Raw genomic sequence first — 25,633 nt, 5'->3', positions numbered from 1 at the left:
CGGAAAAGGAGAGGGGGAAGCGCCGACATGCCGACCTGCCCGAACGGACACCAGTCGGGTTCCGACGACTGGTGCGAGGTCTGCGGTCACCGCATGGCCGGTGCCGTGCCCCCGCCCCCTCCACCGCCGCCCCCCGCCGGTTACGGCTACCCGCCGCCGGGCTCGCCCCCGCCGCCGCCCGGTGCGGGCGGCCGCCAGCAGCACCTCTCGGCCGGGCCCGGCCCCGAGCCGCAGCTCTGCCCGCAGTGCCGCACCCCCCGCGAGGGCGGCGCGCCGTTCTGCGAGGAGTGCCGGTGGAACTTCCTGACCAACACCGCGACCTCGTACACCCCGGCGGCCCCGCGTCCGCCGGCGCCCGGTCCGGGAGCCCCCGGCCCAGGAGCACCCGGTCCCGGCGGTCCGGGTCCCGGCGGTCCGGGCCAGGCACAGCGGTTCCCGCAGGCGCCCGGGCCGTCCTTCGGCGGCGGTGACTCGTACGACTACCAGAGCTCCCGGCCCTCGCAGGTGAACCGGCCCGCCGAGCCGATCCCGCCGTACGGCCAGGACCCCTCGGGCCCCTCCGGCCCGCCCGGTCCCGCCGGCTTCGGCGGCGATCCGTCGCGCCCCGGTCCATCAGCCTTCGGCGGCGACCCCTCGCGGCCGGTCCCGCCGCCGCCCGGGCCGACGCCCGGTCATGCGGGTGGTCCCGGTGGCCCGGGTGGTCCCGGTGTTCCGCAGGCGTTCCAGCAGGCGGGGCCGCCGGCTCCGCCCGTGTTCCCCGGCGAGCGGCAGGAACCGCAGGCGCCGCAGCGGGGCGGTCCGGCCTTCGGCGAGGACGACTGGGTGATCCCCCCGCCGTCGAGCGGTGGCCCCGGCGGTCCCGGCGGTCCCGGTCAGCAGGGCCGGCACCAGGGTCAGGGCCAGCCACAGGCACAGGCACAGGCACAGGCACAGCAGGGTGGCTACGGCTATCCGCAGGCCGCCGCCACCCAGGCCCCGCCCGGCCCGGGCCCCGGCTATCAGCAGCAGCCGCTGACCTGGACCGCGACGATCGGCCCCGACCGCGCGTACTTCATGGCGATGATGCAGCGCTCGGGACCGGAGGCCGCGGGTCTGAACCTGCCCGCGTACTCGCCCGAGCAGCAGCGCCCGCTCACCGGCAACCAGATGACCATCGGCCGGCGCCGCCACTCCACCGGCGACACCCCCGACATCGATCTGTCGGTGCCGCCGGAGGACCCGGGCGTCTCGCACCAGCACGCGGTCCTGGTCCAGCAGCCCGACGGCAGCTGGGCAGTCGTCGACCAGAACTCCACCAACGGGACCACGGTCAACGGCGGCGAGGAGCCCATCCAGCCGTTCGTGCCCGTACCGCTTCAGGACGGGGACCGGGTGCACGTCGGAGCCTGGACGACGATCACCATCCGCCGGGGCTGAGCTCCTCCCGTACGCGTACGGGGGATCACCATTCGCCGGGGACTGAGCCCCCGTACCGATGCGGGGCTCGCCGTCCGCCGGGGACTGAGCCCCCGTACCGATGCGGGGGTCACCGTCCGCCGGGGACTGGTCCCCGTACGGATACGGGGATCACCATCGCCGGGACTGAGCCCCGTACGGATACGGGGATCACGGCAGCGGCCAGGCGTACGGCCCCTGGGGGTCGTCCAGCCACGCCCAGGCGTCCGCGCCGCTGACCGTTACTCCGTACCGCTCGCGCACCGGCTGGTGCTCGCGCTCCCACAGGGCGTACGCGTCGTACGGGTCGAGGCTGCCCGCCGTCAGGATCGTCAGGAACCGGAACAGGTCGTCGGTCCTGGCCCAGTGCGGCAGCCCGCCCAGCCGCGGCGGCTCCGGTTCGGACGGGGTGTTGCCACGCAGCGGCACGAAGAAGGCCGGTGTGTGCAGGAAGTGCCCTTCGGCGTACCCGGTGTCGCGCACCCGCAGGACGATCAGGCCGGTGGCCAGCGGGGCGAGGATCCGGGCGCCCGGGCTGCACTGCGCGAGCCAGGGGCGCGGGATCGAGGTCAGCGTGCAGGTCGCGATGATCCGGTCGAAGGGCGCGCGCTCGGGGACTCCGCGGGCGCCGTCGCCGGTGACGACGACGGGGCGGTGGCCGGCCGTGGCCAGATGGCGACGGGCGGACTCGGTGATCTCCGGGTCGAGATCGACGGTGGTGACCCGGTCGTCGCCGAGGCGGTGGCCGAGCAGGGCCGCGTTGTATCCGGTGCCGGCGCCGATCTCCAGGACCGCGTCCCCGTCCCGTACCTCCAGTTCGGTCAGCATCTTCGCCATCAGCGAGGGCTGGCTGCTTGAGGAGACCAGCTCCCCGTCCCGCATCCGGGTGGCCAGCGGGACGTCGGCGTACGCACCGCGCAGCCAGGCCTCCCGCCGGTGCGGGTCGGGATCCTCTCCCCACCTCCGCTCGTGGCCGGCCATGACGCCCACGTAGTAGTACGGCACGAAGAGGTGACGCGGGACCGTCTCGAACGCCGACCGCCACAGCGGGTCGGCGTCCCAGGCCCCGCTCGCGTCGATCTCGCGCACCAGCGCCGCCCGCGCCGAGGCGGCGAGGTCGTCCAGGTCGTGGTCGAGAGCGTGCGCACCCATGCCTCCACTGTGCTGCGCGCCGGGCCGGGAGGCGAGCGCCGGACCCGGCCGATCCGGAATCCGTCCCTCAGTCAGCGCCTACGGAACCGGCCCTACCCCCCCTCAGCCAGTGCCCACGGGACCGGCCGGCCCCCGCCCCTCAGCCAGTGCCCACGGGACCGGGCGGACCCCGCCCCTCAGCCAGTGCCCACGGGACCGGCCGGACCCCGCCCCTCCGCGGCGAGTGGTCCTGACCAAAAGTGAGTGGTCCTAAGCCTTGAGTCCTCCGCCACCGGGTCTGAGACCATGGACCACGTGAATGAGATCCGGCGCGGCACGCTTCAGGAGCAGACCTTCTACGAGCAGGTCGGTGGCGAGGAGACCTTCCGCCGTCTGGTGCACCGTTTCTACGAGGGTGTCGCTGAGGACCCCCTGCTGCGGCCGATGTATCCCGAGGAGGACCTGGGGCCCGCCGAGGAGCGCTTCACGCTGTTCCTGATCCAGTACTGGGGCGGCCCGACGACGTACAGCGACAACCGCGGCCACCCCCGGCTGCGGATGCGCCACGCCCCCTTCGCGGTGGACCGGGCCGCGCACGACGCCTGGCTGAAGCACATGCGCGTCGCCGTCGAGGAGCTCGGCCTCTCCGAGGAGCACGAGCACACGCTGTGGAACTACCTGACGTACGCCGCGGCTTCGATGGTGAACACGGAGGGCTGACGCCGGCCGGCGCCGGTCTCCGGAGAGCCGGCAGCTCTACGTCACTGCCGGTCGCCGACCCTGGGGATCTGTCCGTTTACGACGCCTGACGCGCGCATTCCGGGCACGCTGTGCCGGAATCCGGTCACGATCCAGTCAAGCTCGGTCCACAAGCGCTTACCCCGGGTCCATGGCCTCTGACAACATCATCCGGACATGGGGATCGTTGGGGGCCGGGTGACGGGGTTCGTCCTACTGCGGGCGCGAGCACACCGCCTGCTGCTCGCCGCCGCGCTGCTCACGATCCTGTTGACCACGGCGGTCCTGGCGACCCTCACCGCGTACTCGGGCGCGATCGGCGACGCGGCGCTGCGCCACTCGCTCCGCGGGGGCGAGAACGCCGCGGCGACGACCCTGGTGGTCAAGGCCGACGTACCCCCGGCCCAGCGCGCGGCCGCCGACGACGCCGTACGCGACGGGGCCCGGGAGACCTTCGACGGACTGCCGGTGACCCTGCGGACCCTCGTCCGCTCGGGCCCGTACGCACTCCCCCGCTCCCTCCAGGCGCCCGCCGCGCGCTCCGGCGACCCGGATCTGACGCACTTCGCGGCCCTGGAACCCTCGCAGGTACGGGTCACCGACGGGCGGCTCCCGAGGCGGCCGGCCGGGCCGGTCGTCGAGGTTGCCCTGCCCGAGACCGCCGCGGGCCTGCTGGGCCTGAAGCCCGGCGCCCGTCTCACCCTCGTCGACCGGCTCGGCGGCCCGCAGGTGCAAATCCGGATCACCGGCCTGTACCGTCCCGCTCAAGTCACCGCCGCCTACTGGCAGTTGGACGACCTGCGCGGCCGCGGCATCAGCAAGGTCGACTTCACGACGTACGGTCCGCTGCTCACCGACCCCGCGGTCCTGAGCGGCTCCGACGGCGGCGGCCGGGTCAGCGCGGGCGAGTCCGGCTGGCTGGCGTCCGCCGACTTCTCGACGGTGACGACCGGACGCATCGGGGCGCTGCGGGACTCGGCGCGCGGGGGCACCGCCGCGCTGCGCGAGGACCCGGCGCTGCGCGGGACCACGGCCGTGACGACAGCACTCCCCGACGTCCTGGACCGCGTCGAACGCTCACTCCTGGTCTCCCGTTCGACGCTGCTCATCGTCGCGCTCCAGCTCGCCCTGCTCGCGGGGTACGCGCTGCTGCTCGTCGCGCGGCTGCTCAGCGCCGAACGGGCCGGCGAGAACCGGCTGTTGCGAGCACGCGGCGGCTCGCGCCGGCAGGTGGCCGGACTGGCGGCCCTGGAGGCGCTGCTCCTCGCGGTGCCCGCCGCAGCCGGCGCACCGCTGCTCGCCGGCCCGCTGACCCGGCTGCTGGCCGGGCAGGGCGCGCTGTCCCGGATCGGGCTGCACCCGGACACCTCCGGCGGAGGCGCGGGCGTGTGGCTGGTCGCGTCGGCGGTGGCGCTGGGGTGCGCGCTGGCGGTGACGATCCCGGCTCTGGCGCCCCCCTCCTTCGAGACGGCGCGGGCCCGTGCCCTGCCCGCTCCCGTGCGCGCGGGCGCCGACGTCGGCCTGCTGGTCGTCGCCGCCGTCGCGTACTGGCAGTTGAACCGGCAGACCTCGGGTGCCGTCAGCGGCGACCGCTCCGGCACCCTTGGCATCGATCCGCTGCTCGTCTCGGCGCCGGCGCTGGCCCTGCTCGCGGGGACCGTGCTGACGCTGCGGCTCCTGCCGCCGGTGGCCCGGCTCGCCGAACGCCGTGCGGCGCGCGGCCGTGGTCTGCCCGCCGCCCTCGCGGGCTGGCAGTTCAGCCGCCGCCCGATGCGCGGCGCCGGTCCCGTACTCCTCCTGGTGCTCGCCGTCGCCCTGGGCATGCTGGCGATCGGCCAGGGCGCGTCCTGGGACCGCTCGCAGGACGACCAGGCGGACTTCCAGGCGGGTGCGCCGATCCGGGTCCTCGCGAACGGCGAGGGCGGCCTCGGCCGCTCCGGCGTCTACGCGACCGTCCCGCACGTCCGCGAGGTGGCCCCTGCCGCCCGTACGACCCTGCCGCTGTCCGGGGACAGGACGGCGACGGTGCTCGCCCTGGACACGGCTCAGGCGGCCGACGGGGTGCTGCTGCGGGCGGACTTGGCCGACAGACCGGTCGGGCCGCTGCTCGCGGGGCTGGCGCCGAAGGGGCCGGCCGCGGGCGCACCGCTCCCGAAGAACACCACGCGCCTGCGCCTCACCCTCCGGATCCGCGGCGGCGGCCAGGACACGGCGCCGGAGGTGGCGGTCACCCTGCTGGACGCCTACGGAATTCCGTATCAGATCCCCGCCGGCCAACTCCCCGCCGACGGACGCCCGCACACCCTCACGCTGGACCTCGCCCGGGCCGCCGACGCCCCGACCGGCCGCGCGGCCGAACCGCTGACCTTCAGCGGACTGCAGCTCGACCTGGCGCAGCCCGTCGACCGGGCCGAGCAACATCGGTTCACCATCGAGGAGTTGACCGCCACCGGCGCCGACGGGACGGACCGCACGGTCCGTCTGCCCACCGCCTGGAAGGTGCGGTCCACCACCAACAGCACGTCCGCGTCCCCCGACACCTCGTCCCGCCCCACGACCCCACGCGTGACCAAGGCGTCCGGCCAGTCCCTCACCGTCCGCTACGGCACCGGTTACGTCCCGCACGAACAGCCCTGGCTGGCCGCCTCGTTGACGGTCCGGCTCCAGGCCGCCTCCGACGCCTCCGCACCCACGGCGACCGAGGTGACCGGCGTGGCCACCGACCGCTTCCTGAAGTCGGCGGGCGCGCACACCGGGGACCGGGTGGACGTCCCGTTCGACGGCTCGGCCGTGTCGGTGCGGATCGTGGACAGCGTGCGGGCGCTGCCGACCACGGCCCCGCCCGCCGCCGGGAACGCGTCGGGCGACGGCGGCGCGCTCCTGGTCGATCTGCCCGCAGTGAACCGCGTGCTCCAGGCGCGGTACGGCGCGAGCGCCCCGCCCACGGAATGGTGGCTGCGGACCGCGCCGGGCGACACCGCGCGGGTCGCCGCCGCGCTGCGGGAACGCCCCGACACCGAGCCGTCCCAGGTCGTCGTCCGTGACGAGATCGCGAACCGGCTGCGCGACGACCCGTTCGGGGTGGGCCCGCAGGCGGCGTTCGCCGCGGCGGCCGTCGTCGCGGCGGGGCTGGCCGCCGTCGGCTTCGCGGTGAGCACGGCGGGCTCGCTGCGGGAGCGCGGCGACGAGTTCGCGCTGCTGCGGGCGCTGGGTGCGCCGCGCCGCCAGCTGGCCCGGCTGATCGCCGCCGAACAGGGCGTACTGGTGACCCTCGCCCTGCTGGTGGGCGTAGCCCTGGGAGCGCTCCTCGCGCGCGCCGTGATCCCCCTGATCGTGCTGACCTCACAGGCCACTCGGCCGGTCCCGGACGTCCTGGTCGAACTCCCCCTCCCGCACATCGCCGTCCTGCTGGCCGCCGTGGCCGTCACCCCGCTGGCCGTCACGGTGTTCCTGGCCCTGCACCGCCCGGACCCGGCAGCCTCGCTCCGCCGGCAAGGAGGAGACTGACATGGCCGTACGCGTCCCTCCTGTCGCCCCCTGGACCCGCACCCGCCTGCGCGCCGCCCCCGGAGCCGCCTGCGCCCTCGCCCTGCTGGTGGCGCTGACCGCCTGTCTGGCGGCCGCCTTCCCGCGTGCGGTCGACCGCTACGAGGACGCGGGTCTGCGCCGGGCCGTCGACGAAGCCACCGCCCGGCGCACCGCGGTGCAGCTCTTCGCACCGCAGCCCGGCATCACCGTCCCGCAGAAGCAGCGGGAGCAGTCCCTGCGCGCGGCCACCCTGCGGGAGCAGTACGCCCGGCTGCTGACCGTCGTCGAGCGGCCCCTGGCCGCCGACCCCGGGCAGTCCTCGTACGGCGTCCGCACCTCCACCGCGCAGCCGGTGCCGGACCGCTGGCTGCCGAGGCCGAGCGGACTGCCCGCCCGTGTCTCGCTCGCCGCCCAGAACGGTCTCGCCGACCATGCACGCCTCCGCACGGGACGCCTCCCCCGCACCCACGGCACCGTGACCGCGGCGACCTCGTCGGTGGAGGCCGCCGTCACCGCCGAGACGGCCGAAAGCCTGCGGATCAAGGTGGGTTCGGTGATCCACGTACCGGGTGTGGAGCGCGCTCCCCTGGCCGTGCGCATCACCGGCATCGTCACTCCGAAGGACCCCGGGGGCGCGTACTGGTCGGCCCAGCCGCTGCTGCGCGAGCCCTCCCTGATCAGCCTGCCCTCCCAGGGCGGCGACGGCGACAAGTACTGGCTGGGTGCCCTGCTGCTGGCCCCGGACGCGGCCCCGGCCATGCTCGGCACGGCCGGAAACCCTTGGCGCTACTGGCTGCTCGCCCCCCAGTCCGGCTCCCTCGCCGCGCACTCCCTGCCCGCCCTGGAGTCCTCGATCGCCGCGCTGGAGTCCGGCCCTGGGCTGCGCAAGGCACGGCAGCTCACCGACCCGGAGCTGGACGTGAGCACCGACCTCGACGACGTCCTGTCTGCGTACACCCGGCTCCGCGACGGCGTCGGGCCGCTCGTGGCCGTCGCCGCGTTCGGCACGGGCAGCGTCGCCGTCGTCGTCCTGCTGATGGCCGGCGGCCTCGCGGCCGACCGCCGCCGCACCGAACTCACCCTGCTGCGCGCCCGTGGCGGCTCGCTGCCCGGCGTCGCGGGACGCCTGCTCGCCGAGACGGCGATCGTCGCGGTCCCCGCCGGCGCGCTGGGCCTCGCGGGCGCGCTGCTGGCCGTCCCGGAGGGCAGACGGTCGTACGCGGTGACAGCCGCCGTCGCGGTCACCCTCCTCGCCTGCGCCGTACTGCCGGTGCGGGCCGTGATCGAACACCGAGCCGTACGCGTCCACGCGGCCCGTGCCGACCTGGCCTCCGGCCGCCCGTCTCGACGCCGGACGGTGGCCGAACTCACCTTGCTGGTCCTGGCGTCGGGCGCCGTGATCGCGCTGCGGCGGCGGGGCACGTCGGGAGGCGCGGGCGTGGCGGACGCCTCGGGAACCTCCGCGTCCTCCGGCCCGTCGGGTGACCAACTCATCGCACTGGCACCTGTGTTGCTGGGTGTCATCGCCGCCCTCGTACTGGTGCGGCTCTACCCGCTGCCGCTGCGCCGGCTGGCACGCCCGGCCGGGCGGCTGCGCGGTGCGGTCGGCCATCTGTCCCTGGCCCGCGCGGGCCGCACCTCCGCCTCCACGGCGCTTCCGCTGCTCGCCCTGCTCACCGCCCTGACCACGGCCGCCTTCGGCGGTTCCGTCCTCGCCGGTGTGGGGGCCGCGCGCGACCACGCCGCCGTCCTCGCCACGGGCGCGGACGCCCGCCTCGAAGCGACCCGTCCCCTGCCCGGCGGGCTGACGGAGCAGGTCCGCCGGTCGTCCGGCGTCCAGGAGGTGACGTCGGTGAGCATCGCGTACCTGGCGAAACCGCAGGACGGCGCGGAGACCGTCCCCGTGGCCGGGGTGAGCCCGGAGGCCTACGCGAGGCTCGCGCGACGAACTGGGATCGGCGCCTTCCCCGCACGGGAGTTGCTGCGACCGAGCGGGGCGCGGGCCACCGGCGACGCCCTCCCCGCCGTCGCCTCCCCCGCCGTCGCCGAGCGCTACGGCACCCGTCCCTTCCCCGTACTCCTGGAGGACGGCAGTCACGTCACCGTCCGCATCGACCTGGTCCGGGAGCTGACCCCGGCCGTCTCCGGGACCGACTTCCTCGTCGTCGACCGGGCCGGCCTCGGCGCCGCGGCCGGCCGGCCCACCGCGCTGCTGGTGACTGGCGACCACCTGGACGGGCCCGCCCTGCGCAAGGCCGCCGGCGCCACCGTCGACGTACAACTGCGGGCGGAGGCACGCGCGCGGTACGTCGACTCACCGCTCCAGTCCGGTGCCGAACGCATCTACGCGGCGGCGGTGGCGGCCGGCGCCGGATACGCCGTACTCGCCCTGCTGCTGGCCCTCGTCCGCGCCGCCCCCGAACGCGCCGCGCTCCTCGCCCGGTTGCGCACCATGGGCCTCACCCGGAGCCAGGGCCGCCGTCTGCTCGTCCTGGAGGCGCTGCCCCAGGCACTGCTCGCCGCGGCCGGCGGTGTGCTCACGGGCTGGGCCGCGATCCGGCTGCTGTCCCCCGGCATCGACCTGACGACCCTCGCACTCGCCGCATCCGCCGACTCCGCGGGGGGCAGCGCCCCCTTGCGCACGGACGCCCTCTCCCTGCTGCTTCCCGCGGTGTCCGTCCTCCTCCTCGCGACGGGCGTCGCGGCGGGGCAGGCGTGGTGGTCGGGCAGGCGCGGGTCGATCACCGAACTGAGGGCGGGAGACGCACGATGAGCACCATGGCAGGCGGCCCCACGACGACCGCAGGAGACAGCCGATGACGACGACCGGCCCCACTTTCGCCGACCTGGCCGACCGCGCCGCCGCCCGCCGGGACCGGCCCGCCTACGGCCACGACGCCCTGATCACCTGCGACCGGCTGGTCCGCATCTTCTCCGCGGACGGGGTGGAGGTGCAGGCCCTCCAGGGGCTCGATCTCCTGGTGCGCGAGGGCGAGTTGATGGCTCTCGTGGGCGCGTCCGGCAGCGGCAAGTCGACGCTGATGAACATCCTGGCGGGCCTGGACGTCCCCACCGCGGGTGCCGCCCGGGTCGCGGACCACGATCTGCTGGCGATGAACGCGAAGGACCGCCTGCGCTACCGCCGCGACGTCGTCGGCTTCGTCTGGCAGCAGACCTCCCGCAATCTCCTCCCCTATCTGACAGCCGCCCAGAACGTCGCCCTGCCGATGCAGCTCACCGGCCGCCGCAAACGCCGCCTCCAGGCCGAACGGGCCCTGGAACTGCTCACGTTGCTCGACGTCGCCGGCTGCCGCGACCGCCGTCCGCACCAGATGTCCGGCGGTCAGCAGCAGCGCGTCGCGATCGCCGTGGCCCTCGCCAACGACCCCGCCGTCCTCCTCGCCGACGAACCCACCGGCGAACTCGACTCCCACACCGCCGAGCAGATCTTCGCCGCTTTCCGCACCGCGAACGAACGGCTCGGCACCACCATCGTCATCGTCACCCACGACCAGGCCGTCGCCGGCGAGGTCCGTCGCACGGTCGCCATCCGCGACGGCCGTACCTCCACGGAGGTCCTGCGCCGCACCGAGATCGACGCGGCCACCGGACAGGAAGCGGTGGTCGCCCGCGAGTACGCCATGCTCGACCGGGCCGGCCGCCTCCAGCTCCCCGCCGAGTACACCGAGGCCCTCGGCATGCGCGACCGCGTCGCCCTGGAACTGGAGAGCGACCACATCGGCGTCTGGCCGGACGACAGCGAACGGCCGCGATAGCCCTCGCGCGGTCGGCACTCCCCTGCCCCGCGACAGCCCCGCCCTCGGGGCCGGCGCACACGACAGTCACCCCCCGTGAGGCCGGGCACGCTCACCTCGCGGCACCCCGCTCATCCGGGTGAGCGCAGGCGGACCTCGTGACACGCCCGCTCGCCGGGGTGAGCGCAGGCGGACCTCGCGAAAGCGCCCCTCACTCGCCCGAGGTGAGCGCAGGCTGACGTCGCGAAAGCGCCCCTCACAGGGTCAGCGCACGCTGACGTCCAGTGCCCCAAGTCCCGTCCTGCGCACGGCTGTCGACCCGTAGGGCGTCCGCAGCCTGAGCCATGCACCCGACGAGTACAGGCCCAGCGCCTCTTCGTCCGGCGTCGCCGCGCGCGCGGGACGCAGGAAACCGAGCGCCTGCGCGGCATGCGCGGCCCGCACCGGCAGACCGCTGTCCCCGACGGGCCGGGACCAGATCTCCCGCCCGATCCGGTCGAGTTCGGCACGCGTACGCCGCTCGGCCGGCAACTCCTGCGTACGCGACCGGAATTCGTTCACCGCCGTGGCAACCATCGTCCGTACGGCGTCCAGCGGCGGCAGACCCGGCTCGCGCTGCCAGCCACTGCGGGGCGGAAGCAACCCGGCCCACGGCGGCCCGGTGACCGCGGCGGGAACGGAGGCCGTGGCCGCCGCCTCGTCCAGCGACTCCAGGAGCTCACCGGCGGACACCGTCACGTCGAGCGTGGCTTCGAGCCCGTCCTCGTAGGGCTTCACGAGCCGTGCCGTACGGATCGCGAGAACCTCGAACGACGGCGGCCGCCCGAAGACCGCGAGCGTGGACCCGGACGCCTGGAGGCGCACGGCGGCCGCGCGGTCGTAGTGGATCAGCCGGCCGAGAAAGGCGGCGAGGTCCGCCGCCTCTCCCTCGTCCGCGAGGTGCAGGACCGTCATGCGGCGACGGCCCCACCCTTGTCGTCCCGGTACTCCATGAGGAACTCCCGCTCCTCAGCGGTGATACGACGCGGCCGCTGCGCCTCGAAGTCGAACGGCACGACCACCGTCGCGGCCCGGACATAGAGCACGTCCGCGTCCTTGACCTCGTAGGTGATCGTGAAGGACGCCGCCTTTATCTCCGTGACCCACAGCTCGATGTCCACCGGCTCGCGCCGGTGGACCAGCTGCTGCTTGTAGTCGATCTCGTGGCGCGCCACCACTGACCCCTGCTTGAAATCCTTGTCCGGGCGGGTCAGGAAGTCGATACGGGCTTCCTCCAGGTAACGGAGGAAGATCGCGTTGTTGACGTGGCCGTACGCGTCCATGTCCGCCCAGCGCAGCGGGCAGCGGTAGATGTGCCGCAAGATCAGCCCCGGGTCAGCTTCTTGTAGGTGGCACGGTGCGGGCGCGCCGCGTCCGCTCCGAGCCGCTCGACCTTGTTCTTCTCGTACGACTCGAAGTTGCCCTCGAACCAGAACCACTTGGAGTCGCCCTCGTACGCGAGGATGTGCGTCGCCACTCGGTCCAGGAACCACCGGTCGTGGGAGACGACCACGGCCGCACCGGGGAACTCGAGCAGCGCGTTCTCCAGGGAGGAGAGCGTCTCCACGTCGAGGTCGTTGGTCGGCTCGTCGAGGAGCAGCAGGTTGCCGCCCTGCTTGAGGGTCAGCGCCAGGTTCAGCCGGTTGCGCTCACCGCCGGAGAGGACGCCGGCCGCCTTCTGCTGGTCGGGGCCCTTGAAGCCGAAGGCGGAGACATAGGCACGCGACGGCATCTCGACCTGGCCCACATTGATGTAGTCCAGCTCGTCCGACACCACGGCCCACAGCGACTTCTTCGGGTCGATGTTCTCGCGGCTCTGGTCGACGTAGGAGATCTTGACCGTGTCGCCGACCTTGATCGTGCCGGAGTCCGGCGTCTCCAGACCCTGGATCATCTTGAACAGGGTCGTCTTGCCGGCGCCGTTGGGTCCGATGACTCCGACGATCCCGTTCCGCGGCAGCGTGAACGACAGATCGTCGATGAGGACCTTGTCACCGAAGGCCTTGGAGAGGTTGTTGATCTCCACCACGATGGAGCCCAGACGCGGGCCCGGCGGGATCTGGATCTCCTCGAAGTCCAGCTTCCGCATCTTGTCGGCCTCGGCGGCCATCTCCTCGTAGCGGGACAGCCGCGCCTTGGACTTGGCCTGCCGGCCCTTGGCGTTGGAGCGGACCCACTCGAGCTCTTCCTTGAGCCGCTTGGCGCGCTTGGCGTCCTTCTGGCCCTCGACCTTGAGGCGGCTCTGCTTGGCCTCCAGGTACGTGGAGTAGTTGCCCTCGTAGCCGATGGCGCGGCCACGGTCGAGCTCCAGGATCCAGCCGGCGACGTTGTCGAGGAAGTACCGGTCGTGGGTCACGGCGACGACGGTGCCGGGGTACTTCGCGAGGTGCTGCTCCAGCCACTGCACGGACTCGGCGTCCAGGTGGTTGGTGGGCTCGTCGAGGAGCAGCAGGTCGGGCGCCTCGAGGAGCAGCTTGCACAGCGCGACGCGGCGGCGCTCACCACCGGAGAGGTTGGTGACGGCCCAGTCGCCGGGCGGGCAGCCCAGCGCGTCCATGGCCTGCTCCAACTGGGCGTCGAGGTCCCACGCGTTGGCGTGGTCCAGGTCGTCCTGGAGCTTGCCCATCTCCTCCATGAGCGCTTCCGAGTAGTCGGTCCCCATCAGCTCGGCGACCTCGTTGAAGCGCTTGAGCTTGCCCATGATCTCGGCGGCGCCGTCCTGCACGTTCTCCAGGACGGTCTTGGACTCGTCCAGCGGCGGCTCCTGGAGGAGCATGCCGACGGAGTAGCCGGGCGAGAGGAACGCGTCACCGTTGGACGGCTGCTCGAGGCCCGCCATGATCTTGAGAACGGTGGACTTACCGGCACCGTTCGGCCCGACCACACCGATCTTCGCTCCGGGCAGGAAGCTCAGGGTGACGTCGTCGAGAATCACCTTGTCGCCGTGCGCCTTGCGCGTCTTGCGCATGGTGTAAATGAACTCAGCCAAGAGAAACCGTCCGGACGCTTGAAATCGGCAGTGGGCAGATACACCCCATCTTGCCTGACGGCCACCCCTCGGGGGAAACCAGTTCGGTTGGGGGTCCGTGACCTGGACGTTCCCTGCCCGGCCTCGTAGTTGAACCGTCACTGACTGTCGCGGTCGAGGGCGATGGATCGCCGGTTGCCGGTCCCGCACGGCCCAGGGGCGGACCGAGAGGCCGAGCCGATGACCTGAACTCGCCGACTACCCAGCCGGCCCGCGAGTGGCCGACGGGCAGCCTCGGCCGGCCATCGCACCCATCAGTAGAGGGGCGTCGACGATCCAGAAGGCAAGCAGCCCCATGAAGACGATGCCGGTCGCGGGATCGTCGTGGACGGTTGGGTCTCCGAGAACGGTGATGTCGAAGATCCAGATGGCCGGGCCCAGCGCCGCGCACACCGCCAGCGCCCAGCAGAAGCGAGCGCGCCCGAGGGCCGCCCCCAGCACCAAAGAGGGCACAAAGCCGCAGGCCAGCATGCTCAGCATGAGGGCCACGCCGGCCAGATCGGCGATGCCCAGGGCCACTGGGAGCCACGGACTGACGGCGATCACCGTCGCCCACAACACGGTCGCCCCGATGAGCCCGACCGGAGCTCTCCCCCTTGACATCGCCTCCGACACCACTGACCCGCTCTCCATCGCCCCTCCCGAAACCGTCCGGCCACCATGCTCCCACTTGTTTTGAACGCGTTCAACTCCTTGGGCGTCACCTGTTCCGCCCCGGGGCGGTCTGTCCCGGTGGAGCCCGGGCGGCCTGTCCCCGTAGCTGGAGTGAGGAATCCGGGCCAAGGAGGCGAGAGCCCGGGGAAAGCCCGCGGCCCCGGTCGCCGTAGGGGCGGGCCGGGGCCGCTGTGCTCAGGGAGCCACCTCGCGGTCACTCACTGTTGAGTTGTCAAGGTGCCGTGTTTCTCAGTCCTGCGTCGGGGCCTTCTTGCGGCCGAGGAGGGTGATCACGGCGCCACCGATCAGGACCAGGGCGATGGCCATCCCCGCGATCATGGGCGTGGCACTGGAACCGCCGGTCTCGGCGAGGTCGGTGCCATTGGTGGTCGTACCGCCGACCGTCGCCGGGCTCGGCTCGCTGAGCGTCTGGGTCGCGTCGCCGCCGGCGCTGCCCTTGGTCTCGCAGTCGAGCACTCCCTTGAACCGCTTCTCGAAGCCGTTCGGCCCCTTGATCGTGAAGTCGTACGCCTGATCCTCCTGGAGCGGGATCGTCACCGTCCGCGAGGTGCCGGCCTCGATGGTGTACTCGGCCCCCATCAGGTGGAAGGTGAACGCCTCGTCGCCCTGGTTGGCCGCCGTGATGTCCACACCGGTCTTGGCGCAGTTCTTCACGGCGGACAGGGCGGGTATCGCACCCTGCTTCGCCCAGTTCGCGGTCGCCGAGGCGGAGACCGTGGATTCACTGGACCCGGCGAGTATCTGCGTCTGGCTCCGGGTCTCGGAGGCGAAGGCACGGCCGACCGGGACCGTGGTGGACGCCTGCACCGTCAGCGCGGCAGATCCGTCCTCCGCACCCTCCGGGACGTCGAAGTACACCCGGCTGCCGTCGGCAGCGGAGGTGACCGGCTCGCCGTTCTTGTCGACGACCTTCACCCCGTCCGCGGCGACGTCCGTCGGCGGCGTCACCGTGACGCTGTCCGCATTCGTGTGCACCGTCACCGGACCCAGCTTTTCGCCGGCGTGACCGGAGACCGCAGGCGGGTCGAGGGTCAGCGAGGCCCGTGGCTCGGGCAGGTTCCGCGCGCTCCTCTGCAGATAGTCCGCGAGCTTCTCCGCCTGCGGATTCACGGCGTCCACGTCGACACCGTCCGAGTAACGCCAGATGGCCACCTGCGTGCCGGCCGCCGCGTCCTGCTCGGTGAGACCGCTCACCCCCGCCTTCTGGGCCAGCGCCGCGAGATCGTTCACCTGCGGATACGAGTTCTGCAGGATCCAGCGGATCTTGCCCGCGTCGGCATTGCCGTTCAACGACGTGCCGCTCCAGGGGGTCTCCTGGTACTTGGCGTCCTTCTGCGTCGGGTTGTGGATGTCGATGCAGTAGGTCTGCAGCATGCCGCCGTCGTCGACGGACATCTCGAACAGCCCCGCGGACACCTGCTGGTCACCGCCGTCGTCGTGTATCACCGCGGCGCCGTACGTCTTCAGGCCGCCTATGGTCGCGGTCGCACCGCCCTGGCTCTGCGGCGTCTCGTCGGCGACGGCCGGGCCCGCGACGGCGATCGCACCGGCGACGACGAGCCCGGACATCAACGTCGCGGCGGCGAGGCGGGCGGCCCCTCGCGTGCGCGCAGTCGACGCAGAGAACGAAGAAAACACAGAATTCCCCTTCGAGCAGGACCCGTTGACGTGGGGGTACGGTCCCACCAGCAGAATCAGCAGCCCCGTGAGCTATGCCCGGCATCCTAGGGAGACGGCGCACCTCACTCCCCGGTCATGTCATCCGATAACCGATCCGAATCGGAATCGTTATGCCTGAGAACAGCCTGTGAGCTGGGCTTATCGACAAATCCATGGGGACCGTTCGGAACGCATTCGCCGATAAGCCGTACTTCGGTCAGCTCGCCACAGGAGCTGACATCACGCCACCGCGGCGGGCTCCGGATGCTGTGCCGCCGCGGCCCCGGCCCGACTCTGCGGATCCGTCTCCCAGGTGGGCTCGGGCCGTCCTTCGACGGCCACCGGCTCCCCCTCCTTGGAGGGCCGCCGGAACGCCGACGTACCCCGCGACAGATCGTGGCCGACCGCCACCGCGTCGATGTCCGCCGACGTCCAGCTCTGTCCCTCGCGCGTCTCGCTGCGCACCTTCAACCTGCCCTGCACGATGACCGGATCGCCCACCGACAGGGACGCGCCCACGTTCGTCGCGAGCGACCGGTTCGCCCACACCGTGAAGAAGTTGGTGTGCCCGTCCGTCCATGTGTTCTTCTCGCGGTCCCAGTACCGCGACGTCACCGCGAGCCGGAACCGCGCCGACGGCCCCGAGGCCAACTCGCGGTAGACCGGCTGTGTCGCCACGTTCCCCACCGCGCAGACCATGGTCTCGTTCATCCCCGACCCCTCCCTCACCCCGGCTTCCGCGCCGGGCGGATACGCGTACGGGCCCGTCCCGTACGGCTGCGTCTGTCACGGCGGTCGCGTTCCTGCGATCGCCGCGTGATCAGACTGCCTCCGCCGGGCCGAGCCCGCTGAGCGCTGTGGACCGCCAACAGATTGTGGACAACACCGTCACCCGAACGAGGGGCTCCGCGTTCCGGGGGTCTCCCTCACCGCCCCGGTGCCCCCGCCGGCACCGCCCTCGCGGCCCCGCCGGCACCGTCTGCCCGTCTGCCCGTCTGCCCGTCTGCCCGTCTGCCGGTCCCGCCGACCGCCGACCGCCCTCCGCCGTCCGCCGACCGCCGACCGCCGACCGCCCACGCCTAAGCCCGAGTCCCCACAACCCTCCCGTACTGCTCCCGCACCTCGCGGTACCGCAGCAGCTCCGCCGCCACCGGATCGAGCACCCGGGCCCGGCCGCACCCGGCGGCCGCCTCCCGCAGTCGACGTTCCGCTTCGAGGCCGAATCGGCGGGCCGGCCCGCGGGCCGCCAGTTTGCTGCTCCACTCGACGACCGGACCGCCCACGATGCCCGCCACCATCAGCAGCACCGGCACCCCCAGGTTGGGCGCCATGAACCCGATGATCTGTGCCAACAGCCACAGTCCGCCGAGCACTTGCAGGACCGTCATGGAGGCCTGCGCGAGCACGGCGACGGGCCACCAGCCGGGCCGGGGCGGCCTCCCCGGAGGCCCTCCGGCACGTACTGCCAACTCGTCGAGCGCCTCCGGCAGCCCCTGCGAACCGCGTGCGGCCGCCTCGCGCACGGCCTGTGCCCAGGGCGCGGGCAGCCCATAGGCCGCGCGGTCGGCGACCGTACGCACCGCCTGCTCGACGCGCTGCCGTGCGGTGGCCTCCTCGTCCGCCGGCGCCCGTACGGAAAGCCGTCCGGTCGGGGGTTCGCGCCGGTCCTGGTACCACCGCCACAGCCGCAGCCAGGGCGTGCCGCACGCGCGGTTCGCGTTGCGCAGCCAGGCGCGTTCGGCCGCGTCGCCCGCCGCGGTGGCACCGACCGCGTCCGCGAGCCGGTCGGCGAACTCGTCGCGCGCGTCCTCGCTCAGCCCGGCGCGCCGCCCGGTCGCGTAGACGGGCCACAGCCGGGCCGCCGCCGCGTCGAGGTCGGCTGAGATCCGGCGTGCCGCGGCGCCGCGCTCGGCCACGAACTGTCCGAGCGCCTCCCGCAGATCGCTCACGCCGTCGCCGGTGAGCGCGGACAGTGCCATCACGGTGGCGCCCGGCTCGCCGTACTCGCCCAGGGCCATCCCGTCCTCGTCGAGCAGCCGGCGCAGATCGTCGAGCACCTGGTCGGCGGCCTCTCCGGGGAGACGGTCCACCTGATTGAGGACTACGAAGGTGACCTCCGCGTGCCCTGCCATCGGCCGCAGATAGCGCTCGTGGATGACGGCGTCGGCGTACTTCTCGGGGTCGACGACCCAGATGACCGCGTCGACGAGCGCCAGGATGCGGTCGACCTGTTCGCGGTGCTGGACGGCCGCCGAGTCGTGGTCGGGCAGGTCGACCAGGACCAGCCCGCGCAGCTGCGACTCCGCCTCCGGGCTCTGCAGCGGACGACGGCGCAGCCGCCCCGGGATGCCGAGCCGGTCGATGAGCGTGGCGGCGCCGTCGCTCCAACTGCACGCGATCGGGGCCGCGGTGGTCGGCCGGCGCACTCCCGTCTCCGAAATGGCCACCCCGGCGAGCGCGTTGAAGAGCTGGGACTTGCCGCTGCCGGTGGCCCCGGCGATGGCGACCACGGTGTGCTGCCCGGAGAGCCTGCGCCGGGCCGCCGCCTCGTCGAGGACCCGGCCCGCCTCGGAGAGCGTCCTACTGTCGAGCCGGGTACGGGAGAGGCCCACCAGCTCGCGCAGTGCGTCGAGCCGTGACCGCAGGGGCCCGTCGTACGCGAGCGGGGCCGGCTGCGCCTGCACCACGGGCCTGGGCTCCACGACGGGCGCCTCCTGCCCGGCCGCCGTCTCGGACACGCGCCGTGCGATCAGGCCGTCGTCCCAGGCCGCGTCGGACTCCGTACGGGCGGCCGCTTCTTCGTGATCTTCGCGCTCCTTGGCGGCCCTGCCGCTTCCCTTGTCCCCGCTGTCGGCGGCGACGGCCCGGCCCCTTTGGCCTTCGCCGTCGTCCCGGCCGCTCTGGTCGTCCCTGTCGGTCCTGCCTGCGGCACTGGAAGCACGAGCCCTGACGTCCTGCACGCGTGCGTGCCCCGACTCCTCGCGCGCGGGCCCCTCATCGCGCTCCACGCGCACGCGGACGCCCAGCGGGACGGCGCCAGAAATTACACCAGCGGGCGCAGGAGCGGACGCAGGCGCATCCTCAGACAGTTCGCCCTCGGAGGAGCCCTCGCGCTCCCTCCCGGCGAGCCCACCGTCGCCGCCCTCCCTGGAGGGCACGTTCTCGGAACGCGGCTCTACGGGGAGGACGTTTTCGGAAGTGCCGTTTCCGGAAGCGCCGTCGTCGGAGAGTTCGTCTCCGGGGCGGTCGGCGTCGGCGTGGTCCCTGTGATCAGTGACGGCAGTCACCGCGGTCACCTCTCCTTCTGCAGTACGGACAGCGCGGCGATGAGTTCGGCTTGCGGCTCGGGGTGTACGTCGAGGGCGTCGAGGGGGGCGAGACGGCGCTCGCGCTCGGTGTGCAGCGCCTTGTCGAGGTAGTCGGTGAGCAACCGTCCGCCCCGGTCCCGCAGCCGCAGGGCACCGTGCGCGCCGATCCGCTCGGCGAGTCCCTCCCCTGCGGACCGCGCCCGGCGGCCGCCCAGGAGCGTGGTGGCGACCAGCGCGGCCACCACCTCGGCGTCCGGCGCGACGCTCTTGTCGAGGTCGCGCACCTCCTCCTCGGCGTACTCCTCCAGGACCCGCCGCCAGCGCCGTACCGCCATCCCGATGCGGTGTTCGGCACTCTCCAGCGTGGGATCACGGTCCGTCAGCCCCGGGGCGCCCGCGGCCGGTTCCCGCCGCCAGGCCTCGTCGATGCGCTCGTCGGCGGCCGTGACGGCGCACAACAGCAGCGCGCCGAGGCTCTCGACGAGCGCGTCGAGCAGTTCCCCGGCGCTGCAGTCGAGCGGATAGGCGCGCCAGCGCTTCAGCGCGTCCCCGGAGAGCACGGCCCCGGCCTGCAAACGGCCCCGCACGCGCGCGTACTCGCTGTCGTACGCCCCGTCCACGGCGGCGGTGAGCCGCAGCGCGGCGGCGTACTGCGCGGCGGCCGCGCTGGCCAGCTCGGGCATCCGGGACTTCAGCGAGTCGAGGACTCCGTGGGCGGTCCTGGCCATCGCCTGGTGGCGGGCTCCGGGGTCCTGCACGTGGTGCAGGAGCCAGGTGCGCAGCGGTGCGACGGCGGTGGCCGGAAGAAGCCCTCCGCCCCACGCCGACTCGGGCAGCTCGGGCACCGTGAAGCGCGGCACGTCACCGAGGCCGGCCTTCGCCAGCAGGGCGCCGTACTGGCGGGAGACCTCGGACACGACCTGGTGGGGCACCCGGTCGAGCACGGTGACCAGGGTGGCCCGGTGCTCCTTGGCCGTACGCAGCAGATGCCACGGCACGGCGTCGGCGTACCGGGCGGCCGTAGTGACCATGATCCAGATGTCGGCGGCGCAGATCAGTTCGGCGGCGAGTACGCGATTGTCGGCCACCAGTGAGTCGATGTCGGGCGCGTCGAGAAGGGCGAGCCCCGGCGGGAGGGTGTCGGCGGTCTCGATGCGGAGCACCCGTTCACCCCGCTCGACCAAGGCGTGAATATCGTCCCCGGGTTCCTGATGGGGCACCCACACGCGCGTGAGGTCGGGCAGCACCCGCATTCCGCTGAACCAGTGATGGTCCTCCGGATGGCAGACGAGCACCGGGGTGCGCGTCGTCGGGCGCAGCACCCCCGCCTCGCTGACCCGGCTCCCCACAAGGGAGTTGACCAGGGTCGACTTCCCGGCCCCGGTGGATCCTCCCACCACGGCGAGCAACGGCGCTTCGGGCTCCCGCAATCGGGGCACCAGATAGTCGTCGAGCTGCGCGAGGAGTTCGTCGCGGTTGGCACGCGCGCGTGGAGCCCCAGCCAGGGGCAGCGGGAAGCGTGCGGCGGCGACACGGTCGCGCAGGGCGGAAAGTGCGTCGAGCAGCTGAGGCCGTACGTCCAAGGTCACCACATGCGAAGAATGCCCAATTTTGGAGGCTTTCTGAAGCATATGGGCATGCCTGCGCGCCGAGAGGGCACACGGGGCAGAAGGGACGACTGGGGCGCAGGCATAACGAGTGCACAACACCCGGGGCGACAGACGCCAAAAGCGATGCACGATTCGCACCTGCCTGCGATTATCAGGACCGCTTCACCGAACCTCCACATCGAGCCACGGAGGGGAAGCACCAAGGACAAGGACGCGGGAGCCCTATCCTTGTCCCCGGCAAGGTCACGGATCAGCCCACACCCGGGCACCAGGACACAGGCCACCACACCCGGCCCCCGTAGCTCAGTGGATAGAGCAGGCGCCTTCTAAGCGCTTGGCCGCAGGTTCGAGTCCTGCCGGGGGCGCCAGTCTCCGCCCTCCCCTCCGGGAGGGCCTTTTTGCTGGTCGGGGCTGTCCGCCCGGCCAGAGATGGGGGATCGCCCCGAGTGGCCGCGAACAGACACGGCCACCGTCCAGCCGGCCCGTCGCCCACCGTCCAGCCGGCCCCTCGCCCACCGAGCCGCGGCCCTGCGCGGCCGTAGGCGCGGACCCGCGCGGCCGCCTGCTCAGGCTGCTGGGCCTCGGCGAGACCGGCAGCAAGGTAGCCCCGGGCGGCTGAGCCCTCGATGTGCAGGAAGTGCCTGTAGCCGGCACCTCACACGGGAGCGCGCCGACGCGGTGTGTGCGCTGCCCGACCTCCCTCCGCCGCACGCCCCCACGCCTCTCGCGCCCCCCACGCATTCCCGTACGCCCCTCCCGGAAGCAGTGGAAAGCCCTGTTCAAAAAGGGTGACGCGGTGGCGGTCGCCGTTACCAGCCGTGCACCGGCGCGTTGAAGGGGAAGTGCGGTCGCGCTCGTGCAGCCGCACTCACCAAGTCAAAGGAGAACGTGATGTCTCGCATCGCGAAGGCAGCCGCTGTCGCCCTGGGCACGGGCGTCGTGGCCCTCAGCGGGGCCGGTCTTGCCACGGCCGACGCGGGCGCCGGCGCTACGGCGGTCGGCTCGCCCGGCGTCCTCTCGGGCAACGTCGTCCAGGTCCCCGTCCACGTGCCGGTCAACGTGTGCGGTAACACCGTCAACGTCATCGGTCTGCTGAACCCGGCCTTCGGCAACACCTGCATCAACAAGAGCGACGACAAGCACGGTGGCTACGGCGGCTGAGCCGACGCCCCACGCAGAGAGGCTCCCGGCGGTCCCACCGCCGGGAGCCTCTGCCGTACCCCTGTAACCCGGGAGCCCCGTAACCCCGTAACCCGGCACCCCCGCAGCCTCGGAGCCCCGGGACGACCGACCACACGTACCGCCCGACCGACCACACGTACCGCCCGACCGACTACGCGTACCGGTAGATCCGCCCCACGTCCTCCATCTGATCCGGCGTCACGTTCCATGGCGGCATCGCCTCGTGCCGCGCGACGATCCGTCCGTGCTGCGAACTGCCCAGGGACGGCGCCCGTGCGGGCAGATAGCGCGCACCCCCGTGCCGCCGCTGCCAGCGGTACCAGAGGAGGTCCACGAAGGCGTGGTGCAGCCAGAAGACGGGGTCGTTGACCGAGGCACCGCCGAGCATGTGCCCGCCGACCCACCGGTGGACGCGGTTGTGGTTGCGCCAGGCACTGTTGCCGGTGCCGGCCCCCCACCCTTCGAGCTTGTTCCGGAAGCCTTGCGTGGACGTCGAGTTCCACGGCGAGGTGTCGTACACGGGGTCGGCCAGGGCGCGGCCCAGTTCGCTGCTGGTCGGCAGTTCGATCGGGTCCTGGGGTCGGCCGAAGTCACGGGTGAGGTACTTGACGTCGGTCACCCCCTCCTTGATCGTCCACTTGCGATGGGTGTAGGCGAAGGGGCCGGTCATGACCTGGTGGTCGGAGCGTCGCCCGTTGCCGCCGAGCAGGTCCGCGGTCCAGGGCGCCGAGGACCTCCCGCGGCTGCGCGTCCAGTCCCAGTACGGCACGCTCACCCCGGAGTCCACCCGCCGCAGCGCCCGCTCCAGCTGCAGCAGGAACTGCCGGTGCCAGGGCAGGAAGGAGGGCGCCATATGGGCCGCCCGCAGGCCGCCCTCGCCGTCGGAGACGTAGTACTCGATGTGCATCCGCACGAACTCGTCGTACTCACCGCGGCGTTTGATCTCCAGCATCGCGGCCACGAACCGCCGCCGCTCCGCGCGGGTCAGCGTGCTGACGTCCTTACGCGTGTACGCCATCCCGGCCCCCCTCCGCCCGGCCCGTGTGCCCCATCCCGGCCCCCTCCGCCCCGCGCGGGTACGCCATACCGGTGGCCCCCTCCGGCCTACGCGTGGGCGCCATGATGGCTCCCCGCCGGGTCACCCGACGCGCCGTGCCCGCTCCCGCTTCCGTGCGCGGCCGTGCCGCGCAACTGCTGGGAGGGGCCCAGTTCGTCGACGGCCGCGCGCGCCGCGGCGAGGGGGGTGGGGTACGACTCGTAGTGGTCCACCATGCTCAGATACGTGCCGTCCGCGCGCCGCATCAGATGCAGCGGCTGTCCGTCGACGGTGACGCTCCACTGGCCACCGCCGTAGGCGGCCCGGCCCGCCGAGCCCGTCCAGGTGCCGCGGATCCGGCGGCCGCGGTAGGTCTCGTCGAACCGGTCCGCGACGTCGTCCGGATCCGACACCACCTCGTGGTCACCCGGTGGCCGCGAGGCCGCGACGACCGGCACCGCGGCCGCGACGACCACCGAGGCGAACAGTGCGCGCAGCGCGTTGCGCCGGGTTCTGCTCCCGGGTTCCTCCGGGCTCGCCGACGTCACCGACACTCTGTTGACGAACAATGTTCTCTCCTTTGTCGGATCCGGCGGCGATGACCGCCCGGTGTACGGGCGCCGGGCCCGGGCGAACGAACGCCCGGACCCCATCCCGCGCGTCGTCTCAGCCGCCGAGGCCGAGGTTCGCCGCGGGCACGGTCTGCAACAGCGGGGTGAGCACGGCGAGCTGAGGGAGCTTCGTGTCGGGCAGACCCAGGTTGTCGGGGTTCGGCGGGGTCAGCGGGGTGTCCACGGACAGTCCCGGGGTCAGGGTCCGCAGGTCGGCCGCGGGCGCGCGGACCCCGAGGTTCTCGAAGTCGTCCCCGAGGAGTTGCGGGAGGGGTGCCTGCAGGTCCGCCCCCGGCAGGCCGCCGCTGATCGGCAGCTGGGGCAGGGTCCGGTCGGGCACCAGCCGGCCCGTGACGAACCGCGGTCCCTCCGGGCTGCCTGGCACGGGCAACGGCAGCTCGCCGCCGGCCCGGGGCAGTTCCATGCCGAGGGCACGCTCCGCACCGCCCAGCGGTACGGGGATGGGAACCGCGGCGGCGGGCGTCGCCGCGGCGGCGCCGACCGCGGCCGCCACCCCGGTCATGACGGCGGCAAGAGTTCCACGAGTGGTCGACTTCATCTCAGGTACGGTCCCTTTCGGAATTTGGGTGCTCTGCGTCCGTACCGGGTAACGATCCTGAGAACGGCATCAGCGCAAGATTCCCCCGACGGACGCAGTAGTCGGACCGACGGCCATGCGGATATACGACGCTACGGAAATCCTTTGTACGGCTGTCACATGGATACGATGATCAGCTGGTCCAGAAGTCCCACCATCGAGTGAGGATCAGCATCCCGATGACGCCGAGGTGCAGCACGGGCAGGACCCAGGTGAATTCCCCGAGGAACGCCCTCAGCCGGCCCGGAGCGGGCAGGAACTGATTCCGTACGTTGAACGAGGTCACGTACCAGAACATGAGGATCGTGGCGGCCCAGGCCAGACAGCACCACAGGCACAGCGAGTTGATCCGGTACAGGGACTGGAACTGGAGCCAGGTGCAGAAGCCGACGCCGAAGAGGGTGCCGGCGTTGAAGGTCAGCCAGTACCAGCGCGGGAAGGTGGCCCGCGCGAGCAGGCTCATGCCGACGCAGATGACGATGCCGTACGCGACGAGCCCCAGCATCGGGTTGGGGAACCCGAAGGCGGAGGCCTGGTCGCTCTTCATGATGTTGCCGCAGGAGACGACCGGGTTCAGGCTGCATCCCGGCACGAAGTCGGGGTTCTCCAGCAGCTTGAACTTGTCGATGGTGATGACCCATGCGGCGAGCAGACCGGCCGCACCCGTGATCACCAGCAGCAGGGCGAACGCGCGGCTGCCGCCCACCGTCCGCCCCGCGACGGACGCCATCAGCCGCGCAGGCTGCGTGCGGGCAGGAGTGCGTGGGCCGCGCTGTTCAGGACCTCCTCGTCACCCGCGAAGGCGGTCAGGCTCTCCGGCGCGACGGGCTTGCCCGGCTCGGCCTCCGGCCAAGGGCGGGTGGCGAACAGGAAGTAGGCGTATCCGCGCTCGCCGATCGCGGCGAGCCACTCCGGCGGGACGGTGCACTGGGCGTTGAAGTACGGCATGTTGACGACGGCCTGGCCCGCCTCGACGAGCAGGGTCAGCGGCAGGCTCGGGTGCCGGGCGCCGTCGACGATCTGCTCCCCCACGGACAGGCCGTTGTTGCGCAGCAGTTCCACGACGGCGGCCGTGGAGCCCTCCGGGCCGCCCTCGCCGTCGCCCAGCGTGTAGGCGAGGAGGTAGGGCATGTCGCCGTCGGGGGCCTCACCGCTGAAGGCCATGAGGACGAGCGTGCCGAGATCGGCGGCGCGGAAAGGACGCGTTTCGCTTGAGGTTGAGGTCACCGCGGAACCCTATCGACGGGCCCGAATTGGCCCGCCCGCGTTCTCACCCGTCCGGGTGATGCCGGGCAGGGCGA

20 protein-coding genes and 1 tRNA gene are annotated in these 25,633 nt (G+C 72.7%); 7 read left to right on the top strand and 14 right to left on the bottom strand.

Annotated features, from left to right (window positions below; all coding sequences use genetic code 11):
* Positions 1–27: 27 nt before the first annotated feature.
* On the top strand, positions 28–1,416 hold the full coding sequence (locus ACFVYF_RS15105) for an FHA domain-containing protein (RefSeq protein ID WP_389455647.1): 1,389 nt from the start codon (positions 28–30) through the stop codon (positions 1,414–1,416).
* Between the two features lie 189 nt (positions 1,417–1,605).
* Here the strand turns inward: ACFVYF_RS15105 and ACFVYF_RS15100 are convergent, their stop codons facing one another.
* Positions 1,606–2,586, bottom strand: coding sequence for a methyltransferase domain-containing protein (locus ACFVYF_RS15100; protein ID WP_389455646.1), 981 nt, complete (start codon positions 2,584–2,586; stop codon positions 1,606–1,608).
* Between the two features lie 285 nt (positions 2,587–2,871).
* Here ACFVYF_RS15100 and ACFVYF_RS15095 point away from each other — a divergent pair, with 285 nt between their 5' ends.
* The 4 genes from ACFVYF_RS15095 (at position 2,872) to ACFVYF_RS15080 (ending at position 10,607) form a co-directional block, all read left to right on the top strand.
* Complete coding sequence (locus ACFVYF_RS15095) at positions 2,872–3,285, top strand: globin (RefSeq protein WP_389455645.1); 414 nt, start codon at positions 2,872–2,874, stop codon at positions 3,283–3,285.
* A gap of 195 nt (positions 3,286–3,480) precedes the next feature.
* A complete protein-coding gene (locus ACFVYF_RS15090; RefSeq protein WP_389455644.1) occupies positions 3,481–6,810 on the top strand; it encodes an FtsX-like permease family protein in 3,330 nt (1,109 codons plus the stop codon).
* Position 6,811: 1 nt separating this feature from the next.
* On the top strand, positions 6,812–9,604 hold the full coding sequence (locus tag ACFVYF_RS15085; protein ID WP_389455643.1) for an FtsX-like permease family protein: 2,793 nt from the start codon (positions 6,812–6,814) through the stop codon (positions 9,602–9,604).
* 43 nt (positions 9,605–9,647) lie between these two features.
* The gene (locus tag ACFVYF_RS15080) at positions 9,648–10,607 is read left to right on the top strand and encodes an ABC transporter ATP-binding protein (RefSeq protein WP_389455642.1); all 960 of its coding nucleotides are present in this window, start codon (positions 9,648–9,650) and stop codon (positions 10,605–10,607) included.
* Positions 10,608–10,850: 243 nt separating this feature from the next.
* Here the strand turns inward: ACFVYF_RS15080 and ACFVYF_RS15075 are convergent, their stop codons facing one another.
* The 8 genes from ACFVYF_RS15075 to ACFVYF_RS15040 all read right to left on the bottom strand — a co-directional run bounded on the left by ACFVYF_RS15075 (position 10,851) and on the right by ACFVYF_RS15040 (position 20,887).
* On the bottom strand, positions 10,851–11,540 hold the full coding sequence (locus tag ACFVYF_RS15075; RefSeq protein WP_389455641.1) for a hypothetical protein: 690 nt from the start codon (positions 11,538–11,540) through the stop codon (positions 10,851–10,853).
* Positions 11,537–11,947 carry an acyl-CoA thioesterase gene (locus ACFVYF_RS15070; protein ID WP_389455640.1) on the bottom strand — a complete coding sequence of 137 codons (411 nt, stop codon included), beginning with the start codon at positions 11,945–11,947 and terminating at the stop codon, positions 11,537–11,539. The genes ACFVYF_RS15075 and ACFVYF_RS15070 overlap by 4 nt, the downstream gene beginning before the upstream one ends.
* Before the next feature lie 2 nt (positions 11,948–11,949).
* Positions 11,950–13,614, bottom strand: coding sequence for an energy-dependent translational throttle protein EttA (gene ettA, locus ACFVYF_RS15065; RefSeq protein WP_389455639.1), 1,665 nt, complete (start codon positions 13,612–13,614; stop codon positions 11,950–11,952).
* Positions 13,615–13,851: 237 nt separating this feature from the next.
* Complete coding sequence (locus ACFVYF_RS15060) at positions 13,852–14,172, bottom strand: hypothetical protein (RefSeq protein WP_389455638.1); 321 nt, start codon at positions 14,170–14,172, stop codon at positions 13,852–13,854.
* A 384-nt stretch (positions 14,173–14,556) separates the two neighbouring features.
* Positions 14,557–15,897, bottom strand: a complete 1,341-nt coding sequence (locus tag ACFVYF_RS15055) for a Cys-Gln thioester bond-forming surface protein (protein ID WP_389455637.1) — start codon at positions 15,895–15,897, stop codon at positions 14,557–14,559.
* Between the two features lie 330 nt (positions 15,898–16,227).
* The gene (locus ACFVYF_RS15050) at positions 16,228–16,698 is read right to left on the bottom strand and encodes a single-stranded DNA-binding protein (protein WP_389455636.1); all 471 of its coding nucleotides are present in this window, start codon (positions 16,696–16,698) and stop codon (positions 16,228–16,230) included.
* A gap of 368 nt (positions 16,699–17,066) precedes the next feature.
* Positions 17,067–18,995, bottom strand: a complete 1,929-nt coding sequence (locus ACFVYF_RS15045; protein ID WP_389455635.1) for a GTPase — start codon at positions 18,993–18,995, stop codon at positions 17,067–17,069.
* A 284-nt stretch (positions 18,996–19,279) separates the two neighbouring features.
* Positions 19,280–20,887 (bottom strand): dynamin family protein, encoded by a 1,608-nt coding sequence (locus ACFVYF_RS15040; RefSeq protein WP_389455634.1) that lies wholly within the window; start codon positions 20,885–20,887, stop codon positions 19,280–19,282.
* A gap of 310 nt (positions 20,888–21,197) precedes the next feature.
* Here ACFVYF_RS15040 and ACFVYF_RS15035 point away from each other — a divergent pair.
* A tRNA-Arg gene (locus ACFVYF_RS15035) sits at positions 21,198–21,273 on the top strand.
* A gap of 523 nt (positions 21,274–21,796) precedes the next feature.
* Entirely contained in the window at positions 21,797–22,066 is a 270-nt protein-coding gene (locus ACFVYF_RS15030) for a chaplin (protein ID WP_389455633.1), read from the top strand.
* Between the two features lie 172 nt (positions 22,067–22,238).
* On the opposite strand, the gene ACFVYF_RS15025 is transcribed toward ACFVYF_RS15030, so the two are convergent.
* From ACFVYF_RS15025 to ACFVYF_RS15005, 5 genes are all read right to left on the bottom strand, one after another.
* Positions 22,239–23,105: a tyrosinase family protein gene (locus ACFVYF_RS15025; protein WP_389455632.1), complete on the bottom strand. Its 867-nt coding sequence runs from the start codon at positions 23,103–23,105 to the stop codon at positions 22,239–22,241.
* Positions 23,106–23,191: 86 nt separating this feature from the next.
* Positions 23,192–23,692 carry a tyrosinase cofactor gene (locus ACFVYF_RS15020; protein ID WP_389455631.1) on the bottom strand — a complete coding sequence of 167 codons (501 nt, stop codon included), beginning with the start codon at positions 23,690–23,692 and terminating at the stop codon, positions 23,192–23,194.
* A gap of 97 nt (positions 23,693–23,789) precedes the next feature.
* Complete coding sequence (locus tag ACFVYF_RS15015) at positions 23,790–24,293, bottom strand: hypothetical protein (protein ID WP_389455630.1); 504 nt, start codon at positions 24,291–24,293, stop codon at positions 23,790–23,792.
* Between the two features lie 172 nt (positions 24,294–24,465).
* Positions 24,466–25,062, bottom strand: coding sequence for a vitamin K epoxide reductase family protein (locus ACFVYF_RS15010; RefSeq protein ID WP_389455629.1), 597 nt, complete (start codon positions 25,060–25,062; stop codon positions 24,466–24,468).
* Complete coding sequence (locus ACFVYF_RS15005; RefSeq protein ID WP_389455628.1) at positions 25,062–25,559, bottom strand: DUF5949 family protein; 498 nt, start codon at positions 25,557–25,559, stop codon at positions 25,062–25,064. The genes ACFVYF_RS15010 and ACFVYF_RS15005 overlap by 1 nt, the downstream gene beginning before the upstream one ends.
* Positions 25,560–25,633: the final 74 nt, after the last annotated feature.

Source organism: Streptomyces sp. NPDC058274 (assembly GCF_042881375.1).
GTDB lineage: Bacteria > Actinomycetota > Actinomycetes > Streptomycetales > Streptomycetaceae > Streptomyces.
The sequence above is the reverse complement of the archived record's forward strand: the minus strand, read 5'-3'. Positions and strand labels throughout refer to the sequence as shown.

Bases quoted from the DNA above. Each gene is read 5' to 3' on its own strand.
- ACFVYF_RS15105 (WP_389455647.1), top strand. From the start codon at position 28: ATGCCGACCTGCCCGAACGGACACCAGTCGGGTTCCGACGACTGGTGC.
- ACFVYF_RS15100 (WP_389455646.1), bottom strand. From the start codon at position 2,586: ATGGGTGCGCACGCTCTCGACCACGACCTGGACGACCTCGCCGCCTCG.
- ACFVYF_RS15095 (WP_389455645.1), top strand. From the start codon at position 2,872: ATGGACCACGTGAATGAGATCCGGCGCGGCACGCTTCAGGAGCAGACC.
- ACFVYF_RS15090 (WP_389455644.1), top strand. From the start codon at position 3,481: ATGGGGATCGTTGGGGGCCGGGTGACGGGGTTCGTCCTACTGCGGGCG.
- ACFVYF_RS15085 (WP_389455643.1), top strand. From the start codon at position 6,812: ATGGCCGTACGCGTCCCTCCTGTCGCCCCCTGGACCCGCACCCGCCTG.
- ACFVYF_RS15080 (WP_389455642.1), top strand. From the start codon at position 9,648: ATGACGACGACCGGCCCCACTTTCGCCGACCTGGCCGACCGCGCCGCC.
- ACFVYF_RS15075 (WP_389455641.1), bottom strand. From the start codon at position 11,540: ATGACGGTCCTGCACCTCGCGGACGAGGGAGAGGCGGCGGACCTCGCC.
- ACFVYF_RS15055 (WP_389455637.1), bottom strand. From the start codon at position 15,897: ATGTCCGGGCTCGTCGTCGCCGGTGCGATCGCCGTCGCGGGCCCGGCC.
- ACFVYF_RS15050 (WP_389455636.1), bottom strand. From the start codon at position 16,698: ATGAACGAGACCATGGTCTGCGCGGTGGGGAACGTGGCGACACAGCCG.
- ACFVYF_RS15030 (WP_389455633.1), top strand. From the start codon at position 21,797: ATGTCTCGCATCGCGAAGGCAGCCGCTGTCGCCCTGGGCACGGGCGTC.
- ACFVYF_RS15025 (WP_389455632.1), bottom strand. From the start codon at position 23,105: ATGGCGTACACGCGTAAGGACGTCAGCACGCTGACCCGCGCGGAGCGG.
- ACFVYF_RS15015 (WP_389455630.1), bottom strand. From the start codon at position 24,293: ATGAAGTCGACCACTCGTGGAACTCTTGCCGCCGTCATGACCGGGGTG.
- ACFVYF_RS15010 (WP_389455629.1), bottom strand. From the start codon at position 25,062: ATGGCGTCCGTCGCGGGGCGGACGGTGGGCGGCAGCCGCGCGTTCGCC.